This window comes from Kitasatospora sp. NPDC053308, from assembly GCF_055585785.1.
This window is the reverse complement of record NZ_JBVJJY010000003.1, coordinates 314,112-330,434: the sequence shown is the minus strand read 5'-3', so window position 1 is coordinate 330,434 and position 16,323 is coordinate 314,112. Positions and strand designations below refer to the sequence as shown.

Annotated in this window: 15 protein-coding genes; 9 read left to right on the top strand and 6 right to left on the bottom strand. The window is 72.7% G+C overall.

From position 1 onward, the window contains the following. Window positions 1–46: 46 nt before the first annotated feature. The 4 genes from ACZ6Y7_RS09415 to ACZ6Y7_RS09400 form a co-directional block, all read right to left on the bottom strand. On the bottom strand, window positions 47–1,621 hold the full coding sequence (locus ACZ6Y7_RS09415) for an NCS1 family nucleobase:cation symporter-1 (protein ID WP_465757257.1): 1,575 nt from the start codon (window positions 1,619–1,621) through the stop codon (window positions 47–49). 39 nt (window positions 1,622–1,660) lie between these two features. Further along, the gene (locus ACZ6Y7_RS09410) at window positions 1,661–2,674 is read right to left on the bottom strand and encodes a TIGR03842 family LLM class F420-dependent oxidoreductase (protein ID WP_465757256.1); all 1,014 of its coding nucleotides are present in this window, start codon (window positions 2,672–2,674) and stop codon (window positions 1,661–1,663) included. Between the two features lie 235 nt (window positions 2,675–2,909). After that, complete coding sequence (hydA, locus tag ACZ6Y7_RS09405; RefSeq protein ID WP_402209930.1) at window positions 2,910–4,340, bottom strand: dihydropyrimidinase; 1,431 nt, start codon at window positions 4,338–4,340, stop codon at window positions 2,910–2,912. 11 nt (window positions 4,341–4,351) lie between these two features. Beyond that, complete coding sequence (locus ACZ6Y7_RS09400; RefSeq protein ID WP_465757255.1) at window positions 4,352–5,194, bottom strand: nitrilase-related carbon-nitrogen hydrolase; 843 nt, start codon at window positions 5,192–5,194, stop codon at window positions 4,352–4,354. 573 nt (window positions 5,195–5,767) lie between these two features. On the opposite strand from ACZ6Y7_RS09400, the gene ACZ6Y7_RS09395 reads away from it, so the two are divergent. From ACZ6Y7_RS09395 to ACZ6Y7_RS09355, 9 genes are all read left to right on the top strand, one after another. Beyond that, entirely contained in the window at window positions 5,768–5,845 is a 78-nt protein-coding gene (locus tag ACZ6Y7_RS09395; protein ID WP_101948289.1) for a putative leader peptide, read from the top strand. 195 nt (window positions 5,846–6,040) lie between these two features. Beyond that, the gene (locus ACZ6Y7_RS09390; protein WP_465757254.1) at window positions 6,041–6,553 is read left to right on the top strand and encodes a cysteine dioxygenase; all 513 of its coding nucleotides are present in this window, start codon (window positions 6,041–6,043) and stop codon (window positions 6,551–6,553) included. Beyond that, a complete protein-coding gene (locus tag ACZ6Y7_RS09385) occupies window positions 6,547–6,933 on the top strand; it encodes a rhodanese-like domain-containing protein (RefSeq protein WP_465757253.1) in 387 nt (128 codons plus the stop codon). The genes ACZ6Y7_RS09390 and ACZ6Y7_RS09385 overlap by 7 nt, the downstream gene beginning before the upstream one ends. A gap of 281 nt (window positions 6,934–7,214) precedes the next feature. Next, entirely contained in the window at window positions 7,215–8,480 is a 1,266-nt protein-coding gene (locus ACZ6Y7_RS09380; RefSeq protein WP_465757252.1) for an ABC transporter ATP-binding protein, read from the top strand. Beyond that, window positions 8,470–9,138 carry an ABC transporter permease gene (locus tag ACZ6Y7_RS09375; protein WP_402209918.1) on the top strand — a complete coding sequence of 223 codons (669 nt, stop codon included), beginning with the start codon at window positions 8,470–8,472 and terminating at the stop codon, window positions 9,136–9,138. Before ACZ6Y7_RS09380 ends, ACZ6Y7_RS09375 begins: the two co-directional genes overlap by 11 nt. Beyond that, on the top strand, window positions 9,135–9,812 hold the full coding sequence (locus tag ACZ6Y7_RS09370; RefSeq protein WP_465757251.1) for an ABC transporter permease: 678 nt from the start codon (window positions 9,135–9,137) through the stop codon (window positions 9,810–9,812). Before ACZ6Y7_RS09375 ends, ACZ6Y7_RS09370 begins: the two co-directional genes overlap by 4 nt. A 39-nt stretch (window positions 9,813–9,851) precedes the next feature. Then, on the top strand, window positions 9,852–10,820 hold the full coding sequence (locus ACZ6Y7_RS09365) for an ABC transporter substrate-binding protein (RefSeq protein ID WP_465757250.1): 969 nt from the start codon (window positions 9,852–9,854) through the stop codon (window positions 10,818–10,820). Between the two features lie 314 nt (window positions 10,821–11,134). Next, window positions 11,135–11,710, top strand: a complete 576-nt coding sequence (locus ACZ6Y7_RS09360) for a hypothetical protein (RefSeq protein ID WP_465757249.1) — start codon at window positions 11,135–11,137, stop codon at window positions 11,708–11,710. Between the two features lie 559 nt (window positions 11,711–12,269). Further along, the gene (locus ACZ6Y7_RS09355; protein WP_465757248.1) at window positions 12,270–14,012 is read left to right on the top strand and encodes a glycosyl hydrolase family 18 protein; all 1,743 of its coding nucleotides are present in this window, start codon (window positions 12,270–12,272) and stop codon (window positions 14,010–14,012) included. A 155-nt stretch (window positions 14,013–14,167) separates the two neighbouring features. Here the strand turns inward: ACZ6Y7_RS09355 and ACZ6Y7_RS09350 are convergent, their stop codons facing one another. After that, window positions 14,168–15,466, bottom strand: coding sequence for a multidrug effflux MFS transporter (locus tag ACZ6Y7_RS09350; protein WP_465757247.1), 1,299 nt, complete (start codon window positions 15,464–15,466; stop codon window positions 14,168–14,170). Window positions 15,467–15,778: 312 nt separating this feature from the next. Continuing rightward, window positions 15,779–16,261 (bottom strand): hypothetical protein, encoded by a 483-nt coding sequence (locus tag ACZ6Y7_RS09345; RefSeq protein WP_465757246.1) that lies wholly within the window; start codon window positions 16,259–16,261, stop codon window positions 15,779–15,781. Window positions 16,262–16,323: the final 62 nt, after the last annotated feature.

Genomic DNA, 16,323 nt, shown 5'->3' with positions numbered 1-16,323 from the left:
TCTGCCTGCTGCGCCCTGCCGTCCGGCGTCCGTCAGCGGCCGCCCGTCATCCGCCACCCATCGCCCGCTCCGCCCGTCGCCCCCTCCGCTGCCGCCCGCGCCCGAGGTTGAGGAGCACGTACAGGCCCGCCGCCGCCGTGAGGCCGACGGCCCAGCCGTAGTCGGCGAGCGGCTTGAGAACCGGGATGAGCCCGTCGGCCGGGAACGGCCCCTGCTTGACGCCCCGCGCGTCGACGGTGGAGTACGAACCGCCCACCGCCAGCAGGCCGCCCACCAGCGCCGCCGTGACGGCCCGCCAGTTCCAGCCGCCCGTGTACCAGTACGCCCCGCCCGGCCGGTACAGCTCGGCGAGCTGCAGCCGGGTGCCGCGCAGCAGCCAGTAGTCCGCGATGAGGACTCCCGCGACCGTACCGAGCAGACCGCCGACCACGCCCAGCCACGTGTAGATGTAGACGTGCGGGTCGGAGATCAGCCGCCACGGGAGGATCGCGATCCCGACCACGCCCGTGACCAGCGCTCCGGTACGGAAGTCGACGAACCGGGGCAGCAGGTTGGCGAGGTCGTAGGCCGGCGAGACGACGTTCGCGGCGATGTTCACCGACAGCGTCGCGACCAGGACGGTCAGCAGCGCGAACAGGATGCCGACCGGGTTCTCCATCTTCGCGGCCAGCTGGATCGGATCCCACACCGGTGTGCCGTACACGGCCTGGGAGCCTGAGGTGACCAGGACGGACAGCAGCGCGAACAGCGTCATCGTGGTCGGCAGGCCGAGCGCCTGGCCGCGGATCTGGGCCCGCTGGCTGCCACCGAAGCGGGTGAAGTCCGGGATGTTGAGCGACAGGGTGGACCAGAACCCGATCATGCCCATCAGCGCCGGGAAGAAGACCTTCCAGAACCCGCCGCCCCACCCCAGAGTGGACGGCTGGTCGAGCAGCGGCCCGAACCCGCCCGCCTTGACGGTGATCCACACCAGCAGGGCGAGCGCGCCGACGATGACGAACGGCGCCGCCCAGTTCTCGAAACGCCGCAGCGCCTCCATGCCCCGCGCGATGATGGCCATCTCGACCAGCCAGAACACCAGGAAGGAGAGCCACTGCGTCCACGGGTAGCCCGCGAACTCCCCGGCGGTGCGCCAGGACTGGCCGAGCAGCTTGCCCGCCAGCAGGAAGATCCCCTCCCCGCCGATCCAGGTCTGGATGCCGAACCAGGCGCAGGCCACCGCCGCCCGGACGAGCGCGGGCAGGTTGGCGCCGCGCAGTCCGAACGAGGCCCGGGCGAACACCGGGAACGGGATGCCGTACTTGGTGCCGGCGTGCCCGGCGAGCAGCATCGGTATCAGCACGATCAGGTTGGCCAGGGCGATGGTCAGCACCGCCTGCTTCCAGTCCATGCCGAGCGCGACCAGGCCCGAAGCCAGCGTCCAGGAGGGGATGTTGTGGGCCATGCCGACCCACAGCGCGAGGAAGTTGTAGGTGGTCCAGGTGCGCCGCGCCACCGGGACCGGCCGCAGGTCGTCGCTGGTGAAGCCGTTGGGAGGCAACTCCCCGGAGGCCGGGTCGAGTTCGACCCGGCCGTCGGGGTGCTGCCACTGTCTGCCGTCGCCGGTCAGGGTGTCGGCCATGGGCAACTCCCGTCTGCTGCAACTGGGATCACATGGGGGTTACACGTGCGGGATGACGTCCGTCCCGTAGGCGTCGATGGTGGTCTCGATCGCGTCGTGCATCGCGTACACGGCGAACTGGTCGACGCCGAGGGAGCGGAGTTCCTCCAGTCGGGCGCGCTGCGCCTGCGGCGGACCGATCAGGCAGAAGCGGTCCACGATCTCGTCGGGGACGAAGGCGGTGTCCGGGTTCCCGGCCCGACCGTGGTGGCTGTAGTCGTAGCCCTGGCGGCCCTTGATGTAGTCGGTGAGCGCCTGCGGCACCAGGTCCGAGTGCTCGCCGTAGTGGCTGACCAGGTCGGCCACGTGGTTGCCGACCATGCCGCCGAACCAGCGGCACTGCTCCCGGGCGTGGTCGAGCGCGGCGGGCGAGTCGTCGGCGGTGACGTAGGCGGGGGCGGCGACGCAGATGGTCACGGAGTCCGGGTCCCGACCGGCCTCGACGGCGGCGGAGCGCACCGCCTTGACCATGAACTCGGTGAGGTACGGGTCGGCCAACTGCAGGATGAAACCGTCGGCTTGACGTCCGGTCAGGGCCAGCGCTTTGGGCCCGTACGCGCCCATCCAGACCGGCAGCTCCGCGCCCGGACCGACCCACGGCAGGTGCATCTCGGTGCCGTCCACCTCGACGGTGCGGCCTTCGGCCAACTCCTTGATGGCGTGCATGGCTTCGGAGAGCCTGGCGAGGGTGGCGGGGCGGCGTCCGGCGACCCGCATCGCGGAGTCCCCGCGGCCGATCCCGCAGACCGTGCGGTTGCCGTACATGTCGTTCAGCGTGGCGAACAGGGAAGCGGTGACCTCCCAGGTGCGGGTGGAGGGGTTGGTGACCATCGGGCCGACGGTCAGGCGCTCGGTCTCGGCGAGGATCCGGCTGTAGATGACGAAGGGTTCCTGCCACAGGACGCAGGAGTCGAAGGTCCAGCCGTGGCTGAATCCGGCCCGCTCGGCCCGGACCATCCGGTCGATGAGCAGGCGGGCGGGCGGGTCGGTCTGCAGGACGAGGCCGATGTCCATGACGGTCTCCAGGGATCCATCGATAAGGAGGGTGGGGCCGCCGCCCGCGCCCCGGCCGGACGGCGGCTCGGACGGCGGTTCGGACGGCGGTTCGGACGGCGGTTCGGACGGCGGTGAAGGCGGCAGCTCGGGCGGCGGTTCGGGCGGCGGCTCGGACGGCGAATCGGGCGACGCTTCGGGCGGTGGCTCGGGCGGCGGCAGGTGGATGAAGGGGCAGGAAGGAGGCCGAACGCGGTCAGACCAGGTACTGGCAGGTGTCGCGACGCAGGAAGGTGCCGTGGCCGGCCCGGCCGAGCCAGGTGCCGTCGTCCAGCACGACGGTGCCCCGGGACAGCACCGTCCTGGCCCGGCCGGTGAGTCGGCGGCCCTCGTACGCGGAGTAGTCCACGTTCATGTGGTGGGTCGCCGCGGACACGGTCTGCACCGCGGTGGGGTCGTAGACCACGAGGTCGGCGTCGGCGCCCGGGGCGATGGTGCCCTTGCGCGGGTGCAGGCCGAACATCCGGGCGGGCGTGGTGCAGGCGATCTCGACCCAGCGGCGCCGGCTGATGTGCCCGTCCACGACGGCCTGGTGCAGCAGGTCCATCCGGTTCTCCACGCCCGGCAGGCCGTTGGGGATCTTCGAGAAGTCGCCGCGCCCGAGTTCCTTCTGCCCGACGTAGCAGAACGGGCAGTGGTCGGTGGAGACCACCTGGAGGTCGTTGGTGCGCAGCCCGCGCCAGAGCGCCTCCTGGTGCTCGCGCGGCCGCAGCGGCGTGCTGCACACGTACTTGGCGCCCTCGAAGCCGTCGGCGCCCTCCTCGGCGAGGTTGTCGGTGGAGAGGAACAGGTACTGCGGGCAGGTCTCGCCGAAGACGTTGAGCCCGTCGTCGCGGGCCCGGGCGAGTTCGGCGAGGGCGGAGGCGGCGGAGACGTGCACCACGTAGAGCGGGCTGCCGGCGACCTGGGCGAGCTTGATCGCCCGGTGGGTGGCCTCGGCCTCCAGCAGTTCGCGGCGGACCTCGCCGTGGTACCGCGGGGCGGTCCTTCCGGCGGCGAGAGCCTGTTCGACCAGGACGTCGATGGCGATGCCGTTCTCGGCGTGCATCATGATCAGCCCGCCGTTGGCGGCGCCGCGCTGCATGGCGCGCAGGATGCGGCCGTCGTCGCTGTAGAAGACGCCGGGGTAGGCCATGAAGAGCTTGAAGGAGGTGGACTCGCCGGAGTCGACGAGGGCGTCCATCTCCTTCAGCACACCGTCGTTGACGTCGGAGACGATGGTGTGGAAGGCGTAGTCGACGGCGCAGTTGCCGTCGGCCTTGGCATGCCAGGCGTCCAGGCCCTCGCGCAGCGAGCCGCCGACCGGTTGCACGGCGAAGTCGACGATGGTGGTGGTGCCGCCCCAGGCGGCGGCCCGGGTGCCGGTCTCGAAGGTGTCGGAGGCCGCGGTGCCGCCGAACGGCAGCTCCATGTGGGTGTGGGCGTCGACGCCGCCCGGGATGACGTAGTGGCCGGTGGCGTCGATGACGGTGTCGGCGGTCCAGGCCCCGGCGGCCGAGCTGCCGGTGGCGGCGAGGGCGGCGACGCGCTCGCCCTCGATCAGGACGTCCGCGTGGATCTCCTCGGTGGCCGTGATGACGAGGCCGCCGCGGACGATCGTGCGCTGCTGGGGGTCACGGGTGGTCATCGCGCTGCTCCTCAGGCCTCGGCGAGCGGACCGTAGGCGTCGGGGCGGCGGTCGCGGTAGAACGCCCACTGCTGGCGGACCTGTTCGATCAGGCCGAGGTCGAGGTCGCGGACGACGAGTTCCTCCTCCTTGTCGGAGGCGACGTCCCCGACGAACTGTCCTCGCGGGTCCACGAAGTAGGACGTTCCGTAGAAGTCGTTGTCGCCGTACTCCTCGGTGCCGACGCGGTTGATGGCGGCGACGAAGTACTCGTTGGCGACGGCGGCGGCGGGCTGTTCGAGCTGCCAGAGGTAGGCGGACAGGCCGCGGCTGGTGGCGGAGGGGTTGTAGACGATCTGCGCGCCGGCCAGGCCCAGGGCGCGCCAGCCCTCGGGGAAGTGGCGGTCGTAGCAGATGTACACGCCGACCTTGCCGACGGCGGTGTCGAACACCGGCCAGCCCAGGTTGCCGGGCTTGAAGTAGTACTTCTCCCAGAAGCCCTTGACCTGCGGGATGTGGTGCTTGCGGTACTTGCCGAGGTAGCTGCCGTCGGCGTCGATCACGGCGGCGGTGTTGTAGTAGACGCCGGTCTGCTCCTCCTCGTACACCGGGACGACGATGACCATCCCGAGTTCGCGGGCGAGGTCCTGCATCCGGCGCACGGTCGGCCCGTCCGGGACGGCCTCGGCCCAGCGGTAGTGCTCGGGCTCCTGGACCTGACAGAAGTACGGGGAGTTGAAGACCTCCTGGAAGCCGATGATCTTCGCGCCCTGGGCGGCGGCCTCGCGGGCGTACCGCTCGTGGAGGGCGATCATGCTGTCCTGGTCGCCGGTCCAACGGGTCTGGACGAGCGCGGCACGGACGATCTGCGACATGGGTACCTCCGCAACTCCGCGGTCCGGCCGTGCGGTCGGGCCCGCGGTCCGATGGTTGACGGGGTGGGTCTCACCCGTGGGTCCGCTCGGGGATCCCCGGGGGTCTACGTGCGTAGAAAGCGATCTGAAGACGGTAGGCCGGGCCTTGGTGGCCTGACAATACGTCGGCGGTAACGCGTCTGGGGCGATCTTGTTACGCGGACACGCGGACGGCCGCGGGTGGGATGAAACGGTCATGTACCCCGGCAGTCCCCTCGTTACTCATCCGCCGGGAACCGGGTACTCGGGCTCCGCCGGGGGAGGCTCACGCGGCCGGGCGCCCGAGAGAGCGGGCGCCCCGAGCGGGCGGCGGCGGCCCGTGCCGGTCCCCGGCACGCTCGGGGCGGCTCGCGGCACGCTCGGGGCGGCTCGGGGCGGGGCTCGCGCCGGATCACGGCACGCCCGTGCCGGACCGACGCTCGCTCGCGGCAGGCTCGCGGCGGGCTCGGGGGCGCCTCGGGGACCGGTGGGGCCGGTGACCTGGCCGCCGGTGCGGCTTGACTTCGTCCGGTTCGCTCGGGAAGGATCCGGCGCATGGACTCCGGCACCACTCTGGTTTGCCGCCTGCACGTCGATCTGCGACGCCAGGCGAGTTCCATCTGTGCCTGTTGACCTCGCACCGCCCCGCCGGTCCCGCCCTGTGACGTCTGCCAGGGCCCGCGCCGCGCACCCGCATCCGCAGTTCTGACCTCCCCCGCCCCCACCCGGTGCACCCGTACGGGCCGGGCCGCTCCGTCGGTCCGCGTCCGGCTCCCGCCGGTGGCCGGGCGCACCCCGCCGACGTTCCCGCGCACCCGAGGACGCCCGATGAGCCCGCACACTCCCGACACCGCGACGACCACCCGCCCCGCGCCGCCCGCCCGGGCGCCGCTCACGCCCACCGCCCTGCGGACCGTCGTCCGCGAACTGGCCGAACAGCCCGAACGGTGGATCCACCACGTCCGCCTCTCCACCGAGGAGCGCTGGTACCGGCGCCTGGTGGCCGAGGACGACCACGAGGTGTGGCTGATCAGCTGGCTGCCCGGCCAGTCCACCGGCTTCCACGACCACGGCGGCTCGCGCGGCGCGTTCGCCGTGGCGCTCGGCGAGCTGGAGGAGCTCTCCCTCGGCGGCCCGGAGCAGGGCCTGCTGATCCGCCGGGTCCCGGCCGGCACTGCCCGGGCCTTCGGCCCCGAGTACGTGCACGACGTGCGCAACACCGCGTCCGGGCCCGCCGTCACCCTGCACGCCTACTCGCCGCCGCTGAGCTCGATGGCGCACTACGACCTGCGGGCCGGCGGGCTCGTCCGCACCTCCGAGGAAGGACCGGAACAATGGTGACCACGATCGACGACCTGGTGGAGCGGGCCCGTGAGGGCGTCCACCGCCCGCGCGCCCGGGAGGCGTACCAGGCCCAGCTGGACGGCGCGCTGCTGGTGGACATCCGCCCGGCGGCGCAGCGGGCGGCCGAGGGGGAGATCCCGGGCTCGCTGATCATCGAGCGCAACGTGCTGGAGTGGCGGCTGGACCCGACGGGCAGTCACCGGATTCCCGAGGCCTCGGGCTACGACGTGGAGGTGATCGTGGTCTGCTCGGAGGGCTACGCCTCCAGTCTGGCCGCCGCCTCGCTCCGCGAACTGGGGCTGCACCGGGCGACCGACCTGGACGGCGGCTTCGTCGGCTGGGCCGCGGCCGGCCTGCCGACCCGTCAGGGCGGCTGAGCAGGGCCGCTGCGCGGCGCCCCCAGGGGCGGCACGGCTGCCCCGCGGCACGCGTCCGGCGGGAAATCAGAGACAGGAGATGACGCAGGTCATAGTCTGATCAGAGTTTCCGCCGGTCCCGCCCTGGGCAGCCACGCGGGCGGAGGAACGCCCGGGCGGTCGGTACGACAAACGCCACCCGCACCGATCCGCACCACCGTTTGTCGACAAACCGTCATCCACCGAACGACCGACCGACCCAGGCGCCGCCTTCCCGGGGCGCCCTGACGAGGAAACACCCCGTGATCAGATTCGAGGGCGCCGGAAAGCGCCACCCCGACGGCACCGTGGCCGTCGAGGGCTTGGACCTTGAGGTCCCGACCGGCCGGATAACCGTCCTGGTCGGACCGTCCGGCTGCGGCAAGACCACCCTGCTGCGCATGGTCAACCGGATGGTCGAGCCCACCTCGGGCCGGGTGCTGCTGGACGGCACCGACGTCGCGAAGCTGGAGCCCGCCAAGCTGCGCCGCGGCATCGGGTACGTGATCCAGCAGGCCGGCCTGTTCCCGCACCGCAAGGTGATCGACAACATCGCCACCGTGCCCCGGCTGCTCGGCTGGGACCGCGCCAGGGCCCGCGCCCGGGCCGCCGAACTGCTCGAACTGGTCGGGCTCGCCCCCGAGACCGCCAAGCGGTACCCGTTCCAGCTGTCCGGCGGCCAGCAGCAGCGGGTCGGCGTGGCCCGCGCCCTGGCCGCCGACCCGCCGGTGCTGCTGATGGACGAGCCGTTCAGCGCCGTCGACCCGGTGGTGCGCGCCGGGCTGCAGGAGGAACTGCTGCGACTGCAGTCCGAACTGCACAAGACGGTGCTGTTCGTCACGCACGACATCGAGGAGGCCGTCCGGCTCGGCGATCAGGTGGTGGTGCTGCGCGAGCACGGCCGGATCGCCCAGCTGGCCGACCCGCACACCCTGCTCACCACCCCCGCCGACGAGGGCGTGGCCGCCTTCCTCGGCCGCGACCGCGGCCTGCGCGGCCTCGGCCTGCGCCCGGCGCGCGACATCGCGCTGCGCCCGGTGGGCGACGGCCTCAGGTACGGCGGCTGGGAGTTGGCCCTGGACGACGAGCGCCGGCCGATCGGCTGGATCGACCGCGACGCCGTCACCGCCGAGCTGCACCCGGCCGTCGGCTTCCGCCCGGACACCGACACGCTGCGCACCGCGCTGGACGCCGCCGTCCTCTCCGCCGCCGGAGTCGCGGTGGCGCTGGACGCCGAGGGCCGGGCCACCGGAACCGCGAGCCGCGAGGCCGTCCTCGCCGCGCTCCGGCCGGGGGCCGACGGGCCCGTCCTGATCGGCAGGCCCGCCGCCGTGGGCGCCGCCGGAGACCCGGCGGGCTCGGGCGACCGGGCGGGCGCGGGCGAGCCGGCCGGCGCGGGCAAGCCGGCGGGCTCGGGTGACCGGGCGGGCTCGCGCGACCGGGCTGCGACTGCCACCGCCGACGCCGGCGACGACCCCCGTGACGAGATCGCCGTCGACGGTTCGGACGGAGCTCCCGGTGGACGATGAACCGATCGTCCGCTGGTACTGGATCGGCGACCACCTCGGCTACCTCGGCCACCTGCTCGCCGACCACGCCGTGATCGCGCTCGTCCCGGTCCTGATCGGGCTGCTGCTGGCGATCCCGCTCGGTCTGGCCTGCGCCCGCTTCCCCCGGCTCTACCAGCCGCTGTCCGCCGTCTTCAACATCGTCTACGCGCTGCCCTCGCTGGCCGTGTTCGTGGTGCTGATCCCGTACACCGGGCTCGCCACCCAGGCGACCGTGATGATCCCGCTCACCTTCTACGCCCTCGCCGTCCTGCTGCCGACCACCGTGGACGGCCTGCGCGCCGTCCCGGAGGCCGTCCGGCAGGCCGCCACCGCGATGGGGTACGGGCCGTGGCACCGGCTGACCTCGGTCGAGCTGCCCGCCGCCGTCCCGTACCTGATCGCCGGGCTGCGCGTCGCGGCGGTGTCCAGCATCTCGCTGGCCAGCGTCGGGGCACTGGTCGGACGCGGCGGGCTCGGCTACCTGTTCATCGACGGCTTCCAGCGGACCTTCCCGACCCCGATCGTGGCCGGCATCGCCCTGATCGCCGTCCTCGCGCTGGCCGTCGACCTGGTCCTGGTGGGCGCCCGTCGGGTGCTCGCGCCCTGGGCCGTCCGGGAGAAGGGGGCGGGCTCGTGAACTGGCTGACCTGGCTCGGCGACTTCTTCAGCGCCGCGGACCACCGCAGCGGTCCGGACGCGATCGTGCACCGGATCTCCGAGCACCTGCTGCTCTCCGGTGAGGCGCTGCTGTACGCGGCGCTGCTGGCCGTCCCGCTCGGGCTGCTGATCGGCTACACCGGGCGCGGCGTCACCGTGGTGACCGCGTTCGCCGGGGCCGCGCGTGCCCTGCCCACCCTCGGCCTGGTGACGCTGGCGGTGCTGCTCGCCGGGGTCGGCGACACCGCCGTCCTGATCCCGCTGGTCGCGCTCGCCGCGCCGCCGCTGCTGGTGGCCGCCGTCGAGGGGGTGCGCGGCACCGACCCGGACGTCCGGGACGCCGCGCGCGGCATCGGCCTGACCCACCCCCAGGTGCTCCTGCAGGTCTGCCTGCCCTCGGCCGCACCGACCCTGCTGGCGGGCTTCCGCACCGCCACCGTGCAGGTGATCGCGACCGCCACGGTGGCCGCGTACGTCGGGCTCGGCGGGCTCGGCCGCTACGTCATCGACGGGCTGGCGACCCGCAAGTACGCCGTGACGGTCGGCGGGGCGCTGCTGGTGGTGCTGCTGGCGGTCGCCGCCCAACTCTTCTTCGCCCTGCTCGCCCGGTTCGCGCTCTCGCCCGGGGTGCGCGCCCAGCAGCGGGCCCGCTGAACCTCCTCTCCCCTCCTCTCCGGAAGGACACGTATCACCATGTCGACAATCAAGCGAGGCCGGCGCGCCCTCGTCCTCGGCACGCTCGCCGCACTCGCCCTCGGCGCCACCGCCTGCGGCTCCTCCGGCGGCGATCCGCTCGCCGGGGGCACGAGCTCCCCGGCCTCATCGGGCGCAGCGGGCGGTACCGGCGGCGCGGGCGGCTCCGGCGGCGGTTCCGGGTCGACGGTCGTCGTCGGCTCGGCGAACTTCCCGGAGAACGTCCTGCTCGGCTCGATCTACTCGCAGGCCCTCAAGGCCAAGGGCGTCAAGGTCGAGGAGAAGTTCAACATCGGCAGCCGCGAGGTGCTCTACGGGCAGCTGCAGAGCGGCAACCTGACCGTGCTGCCCGAGTACAACGGCGCGCTGCTCGCCTACCTGGATGCCAAGGCCACCGCCGTCAGCACCCAGGACGTGAACGCGGCGCTCGCCAAGACGCTGCCCTCCGCGCTCGGAATCCTCGACTCCTCCCCCGCCGAGGACAAGGACTCGCTCAGCGTCACCCAGGAGACCGCCGACAAGTACAACCTCAAGAGCATCTCCGACCTGAGTGCCAAGGCCGGCGAGTTCACCATCGGCGGCCCGCCGGAGTTCAAGTCCCGCCGCGAGCAGCAGTTCAAGGACGTCTACGGGCTGACCTTCAAGGAGTGGAAGCCCACCGCCGACACCACCGCCAACGCGCTCAAGGACGGCGGCATCCAGGTCGGCAACGTGTTCACCACCGACCCGAAGATCGTCCAGTACAAGCTCGTCCCGCTGGCCGACCCGAACAACGTCTTCGGCGCCCAGAACGTCACCCCGCTGGTCAACAAGGCGGGCGTGAACGCCACCGCGACGGCCGCGCTCAACGCGGTGTCGGCCAAGCTCGACACGGCGGGGCTGACGGCCCTGATGAAGCGCGTCGCGGTGGACAAGGAGGACCCGTCGACGGTGGCCAAGGACTGGCTGAAGGCCAACGGCCTCGGCTGACGGCCCCTCGCGTGGTGGACGCCTGCGTCACCGGCACCGTCCCGCCCGGCGAACACTACGGCGGCCCGGGGAACACCTCCCCGGGCCGCCGTCCGTCCTCCCGGGGCCCGCCCTGGGCCGCCGCGCACTCTTCTCCCGAGCCCCGCGGGTCGGCAGGCGGTCGCCCGGTCGCCCGGCCCTCGCCGTGGGCTGCCGACCGCTGGCCCGGGCCCGCCATGGGGGGCGGTCCGCCCGCCCGGGGCCCACCGTGGGGCGCGGTCCGCCCACCCGAGGAGCCTTCCCTTCCGCGCCGCGAACATGACACTCTGGGCGCCATGCGCACTCGTCTCCTCGCCGCCACCCTCACGGCACTCGCCGCGGTGAGCCTCGCTGCCTGCTCCAGCTCGGGATCCGGCTCGGGCAAGGCCACCTCCGCGGCCGGCTCCCCCACCGCGACCGCCGCCTCGACCGCCGCACCCTCCGACGCCGCCCCGGCGCCGACGGCCCCCGCGCCCGGAACCGCCGCGCCGACTTCCGCCCCGGCGGCCGACGGCGCCACCGGCACGCCCGCGCCCGACGCCGGCACCCCGGGAGCCCCCGCACCGGCCAAGCCCGCTCCGCCCGCGGACGCCGGACTGCCCGCCAAGCCGGGCGCCGACCTCACCACCAAGCTGGTCGCCGCGCTGGACGCGATCGACCCGGCGATCGTCGGCGGCAAGCCCGACCAGGCCGTGGACCGGGCGCGCAACCAGTGCCAGTCGATGTACCAGTTCCCCAAGGACAAGGAGAAGCTGGTCGAGCTGGCCAACCAGCGCTTCACCTCGCCCGACCATCCGCAGGGCTTCGGGGCGGACACCGCCGCCAAGATCAACGACGCGCTGCGCGCCACGCTCTGCCCGTCGCCCCGCTGATTCAGCTTTCCGATCCCGCCCCGCCGATCCCGTTTCGCCGATCCCGTTTCGCCGATCCCGTCTCCCGAGCGCGCGCCGACGAGCGCGCCTCGCGGCGCGGCCTCCGCGAGACCCCGAACCGCCCGGTGTCCTGAGCGCCGGGCCGCCGTGGCCGCGCACCCGTCCGAAGGGTGTGCGGCCACGGTCTTTCGACGTCGCTTCCGGCACCCCGCCCGTGCGCCGACGAACCACCAGCTCCCTTGACAGAGAAGTGGTCTAGTCCAAACATAAGCATGTCGATCCGACCGGGATGCACTGTGGGGGTGTGACCACCGGCGGCTGAGGCACCCCCCTGCCCTGTTCCGCTCCGCCCCCGCCCCCGTCCCGTACGGCCGCGTGCTCGCAGTGCCGCTCGCGTCCGCACGGGCCGCCGGGCTTCCGCACGCCAGCACACCGGCACAACCCGCACATCCCGTACGCCCCGCACGCCCGCACGTCGGCACTCCCCCACGCTCCGCCGTGCCGGCCCCGGGTGTCCGGCTCCCCAACATCCTGCCCCACCAGACCTGTTGGAGAATCCATGCGTCTTCGCAGAGCGATCCAGGCCGTGCTGACGGCCTGTGCCACGCTGGCCGCCTCGGCCGGCCTCGTCGCCACCGGGACGACCACCGCCCAGGCCGCCACCCCGCTCCCCAGCCGGGTGTTCGCCCCCTACTTCGAGGCCTGGACCGGCCAGAGCCCGGCCCAGCTGGCCGCCCAGTCCGGCGCCAAGCACCTGACCATGGCGTTCCTGCAGACCGCCACGAAGGGCTCCTGCACGCCGTACTGGAACGGCGACTCCTCGCTGCCGGTCTCCTCCGCGACCTTCGGCGCCGACATCGCCACCATCCGCGCCAACGGCGGGGACGTGATCCCCTCCTTCGGCGGCTACACGGCCGACAACACCGGCACCGAGCTGGCCGACAGCTGCACCGACGTCAACCAGATCGCGGCGGCCTTCGAGAACGTCATCACGACCTACGACATCAGCCGGATCGACCTCGACATCGAGGACAACTCGCTGACCAACACCGCCGGCATCGACCGCCGCAACAAGGCGATCAAGCTCGTGCAGGACTGGGCCGCCACCAAGGGCCGGAGCATCCAGTTCTCCTACACCCTGCCGACCACCACCGGCGGGCTGGCCGACAACGGCCTCTCGGTGCTGCGGAACGCGATCAGCAACAACGCCCGGATCGACGTCGTCAACATGATGACCTTCGACTACTACGACAACGCCACCCACGACATGGCGGCCGACACCCAGACCTCCGCGCAGGGCCTCTACAACCAGCTCGCCAGGCTCTACCCGTCCAAGACCCCCGCCCAGCTGTGGGGTTCGATCGGGATCACCGAGATGATCGGCGTCGACGACTTCGGCCCGGCGGAGACCTTCACCCTGGCCAACGCCGCCACCGTGTACAACTGGGCGGTGTCCAAGGGCATCAACACGCTGTCCTTCTGGGCACTCCAGCGGGACAACGGCGGCTGCCCCGGCACCAAGGGTGACGACAACTGCTCCGGGATCAGCCAGAACACCTGGGACTTCTCCCACGTCTTCGCACCGTTCACCAGCGGCTCGACGGTGAGCAACGACTTCTCGCTGGCCGTCAACCCGAACTCCGGTACGGTCAAGCCCGGTTCGTCCACCTCGGCGACGATCGCGACGGCCGTCACGGCGGGCGCGGCGCAGAGCGTCAACCTGACCGTCAGCGGCGCCCCGGCCGGCGTCACCGCCACCGCTGCCCCCGGCAGCGTCACCGCCGGCACCGACGCCACGCTCACCATCAGCACCACCTCGTCGGTGGCGCCCGGGAGTTACCCGATCACCGTCACCGGCACGTCGGCCTCCGGCAGCCACACCACGAGCTACACGCTGACCGTCACCGGCACCACGCCGCCGACCGGCCTGGTCAACGGCGACCTGGAGACCGGCAGCCTGGCTCCGTGGACCTGCCAGAGCGGCGGCGCCGTGGTCTCCACCCCCGCCCACTCCGGCACCCACGCCCTGCAGGCGGCGGCCACCGCGAGCCAGACCGGCGAGTGCGCGCAGACCGTCACGCTGAAGCCCAACACCGGCTACACGCTGACCGGTTGGGTGCAGGGCAACTACGCCTACGTCGGCGTCAGCGGCGGTGCCACCGCGAGCACCTGGACCAGCTCGGGCTCCTGGACCAAGCTGACCGTCCCGTTCACCACCGGCGCCTCCGGCACCGTCACCGTCTACCTGCACGGCTGGTACGCCCAGGGCAACGTGTTCGGGGACGACTTCTCGATCGCGTAGCGGGCGACGGGAGCGGGTGACAGATCACCGATGACGGGTGACAGCTGACAGATGATGAAATCTGTCAGCTGTCATCTGTCATCTGTCGTCTGTTAGCTGTCGTCTGTCAGCTGTCATCTGTCATCTGTCAGCCGTCCTCTGTCCGCCGTCAGCTGTCAGCTGTCAGGCGCCGCCGTCCGCATCCGGCCCGGCCGGCACAGCGTCAGGTACGCCGCCGACGAGAGCACACCGCAGGCCAGGACCACCACCGCCAGCAGCACGGCGGACGGCCGGCCCCCGAGGCTGCTCAGTGGGGCGACCACTGCTCCGACCAGGAAGTTCCCCGTCCCGAGCAGCGCCGACGCCGTCCCCGCCACCTGGGGTTCGACCAGACCGAGCGCCTGCGCGGCGGTGTTCGGCAGGACGACCCCCAGACTGCCCATCATCACGAACAGCGGCGGGCAGAACCCGCCCAGCCCGAAGTCCCACACCGACGTCAGCAGCACCAGCGCCACCCCGGCGGCGACCGCCGCCGCGAGCCCGCCCAGCATCAGCGCGCGCGGAGTGAAGCGCGGCGCCAGCACCCGCCCGTTCAGCTGCGTCATCACCACGATCGCCAGCGAGTTCACCCCGAACAGCAGGCTGTAGGTCTGCGGCGAGACCTGGTACACGTGCTGCAGCACCGTCGAGGACCCGCTGATGTAGCCGAACAGCGCCCCGAAGGCGAGCGAGCTGGTCAGCGCGAGTCCGAGGAACGGCAGGTCGCGCAGCAGTCGCCCCATCGTGCGCAGCGTCGCGGCCACCCCGCCGCCCTCCCGCGCCTCCGACGGCAGGGTCTCGCGTAGGGCGCCGACCGCCGCGAGGGTGAGCAGCAGGCCGAGCGCGGTGAGCGCACCGAAGGTGCCGCGCCAGGAGGTGAAGCGCATCAGCTGGGCGCCGATGATCGGGGCGAGGATCGGCGCCAGCCCGGATATCAGCGCGATCGAGGCGAGGAAGCGCAGCAGCGAGACGCCCTGGAAGCGGTCGCGGGCGACGGCGCGCCCGATCACCAGCCCGGCGGAGCCCGCCGCGCCCTGGACGAAGCGGGCGGCGATCAGCACCGGCAGGGTCGGCGCGAGCACGCACACCACGCTGGACAGGGTGTAGACGACGAGTCCGACGAGCAGCGGTGGGCGGCGTCCGAAGCGGTCGCTGAGCGGTCCGAAGACCAGTTGTCCGGCCGCGACCCCGACCATCGAGAAGGTCAGGGTGAGCTGGACGGCCGCCGGTTCGGCGGCGAGGTCGTCGGCGATCGCGGGCAGGCCGGGGAGGTAGAGGTCGGTGGTGAGCGGCCCGAGGGCGGTGAGACCGCCCAGGACGGCGATCGTGGCCCAGCCGGTGGCGGACCGGCCGGCGGCCTGCGCGGTGGTGGCGGGTGCGGTGGTGGCGGGAGCGGGCGACGTGTCGTCGGCGGGGCCGACGGTCGGGCCGGGCATGGCTCTCCTCACGGACGGGGGTGGCGCGGGGCTCGTTCGCGTCCCGTCCTATCGCAGCCCCGGCCGGTTGCGACAGCAGGGGGGCGCAGTCGAGTGCGTTCGCCGCCCACACGCCTCTCCGGCTCGTCGCCACGCACGACCGGCACGACGGCGGCCCGCCCGCACCTTCCGGTGCCGGGCGGGCCGCATCGTCCCACCGGTCCATCGGTCCGTCAGCCCATCGAGCGTGAGGGCGTCCGGCGTCAGGACGTCCGGGTGTCAGGACGTCCGGGTGTCAGGGTGTCCGGGTGTCAGGGTGTCCGGCCGGGACGCTCAGTGCTTGGTGATGTGCGCGGCGCGCTGCGCCGCCTGGACCGCTGCGCCGTCCTGCCACGCGTAGAGCTGGTTGCCGGTCAGGGCCACGTTGTAGTGCCCGCAGGTGGCGCTGGCCTTGGCCACGACGCCCTCCGGGAACCAGCCGGCCTTGAGCGACGCCGGCGCCGGGTGGGCGGCCTTACCCGGCAGCCCGCTGGTGCAGCCGGCGGGCAGCCGCCCCTCGGGGAGGGTGGCGCGCAGCAGGCGGTCGTCGCCGGTGGTGGACATCAGGTACTTCACGCCGGAGGCGTTGTCGGGCAGCCAGGCCGGCATCGAGTGGCGGTCGGCCTTGGCCTGGGTGCCGGTGTCGTAGGAGGCCTGCTCCTGGTGACGCCCGTCGTACCAGTCGGACACGCGGGGGCCGATGGCCACGGTCGCGACGGCCACGGCCATGCCGGTGCCCGCGACTCCCAGCGCGACCTTGCTCACGATGCCCTTCATGCCCGTTCGTCCTCTCCGTGTTCGTGGCCGTGCCCCCGGCCGGTGTCCGTGCGCTGAGTCCG

Excerpts from the sequence above, each read along its gene's own strand:
- ACZ6Y7_RS09415 (WP_465757257.1), bottom strand. The coding sequence starts at position 1,621 with ATGGCCGACACCCTGACCGGCGACGGCAGACAGTGGCAGCACCCCGAC.
- ACZ6Y7_RS09410 (WP_465757256.1), bottom strand. The coding sequence starts at position 2,674 with ATGGACATCGGCCTCGTCCTGCAGACCGACCCGCCCGCCCGCCTGCTC.
- hydA (WP_402209930.1), bottom strand. The coding sequence starts at position 4,340 with ATGACCACCCGTGACCCCCAGCAGCGCACGATCGTCCGCGGCGGCCTC.
- ACZ6Y7_RS09400 (WP_465757255.1), bottom strand. The coding sequence starts at position 5,194 with ATGTCGCAGATCGTCCGTGCCGCGCTCGTCCAGACCCGTTGGACCGGC.
- ACZ6Y7_RS09395 (WP_101948289.1), top strand. The coding sequence starts at position 5,768 with ATGGACTCCGGCACCACTCTGGTTTGCCGCCTGCACGTCGATCTGCGA.
- ACZ6Y7_RS09390 (WP_465757254.1), top strand. The coding sequence starts at position 6,041 with ATGAGCCCGCACACTCCCGACACCGCGACGACCACCCGCCCCGCGCCG.
- ACZ6Y7_RS09385 (WP_465757253.1), top strand. The coding sequence starts at position 6,547 with ATGGTGACCACGATCGACGACCTGGTGGAGCGGGCCCGTGAGGGCGTC.
- ACZ6Y7_RS09365 (WP_465757250.1), top strand. The coding sequence starts at position 9,852 with ATGTCGACAATCAAGCGAGGCCGGCGCGCCCTCGTCCTCGGCACGCTC.
- ACZ6Y7_RS09360 (WP_465757249.1), top strand. The coding sequence starts at position 11,135 with ATGCGCACTCGTCTCCTCGCCGCCACCCTCACGGCACTCGCCGCGGTG.
- ACZ6Y7_RS09355 (WP_465757248.1), top strand. The coding sequence starts at position 12,270 with ATGCGTCTTCGCAGAGCGATCCAGGCCGTGCTGACGGCCTGTGCCACG.
- ACZ6Y7_RS09350 (WP_465757247.1), bottom strand. The coding sequence starts at position 15,466 with ATGCCCGGCCCGACCGTCGGCCCCGCCGACGACACGTCGCCCGCTCCC.
- ACZ6Y7_RS09345 (WP_465757246.1), bottom strand. The coding sequence starts at position 16,261 with ATGAAGGGCATCGTGAGCAAGGTCGCGCTGGGAGTCGCGGGCACCGGC.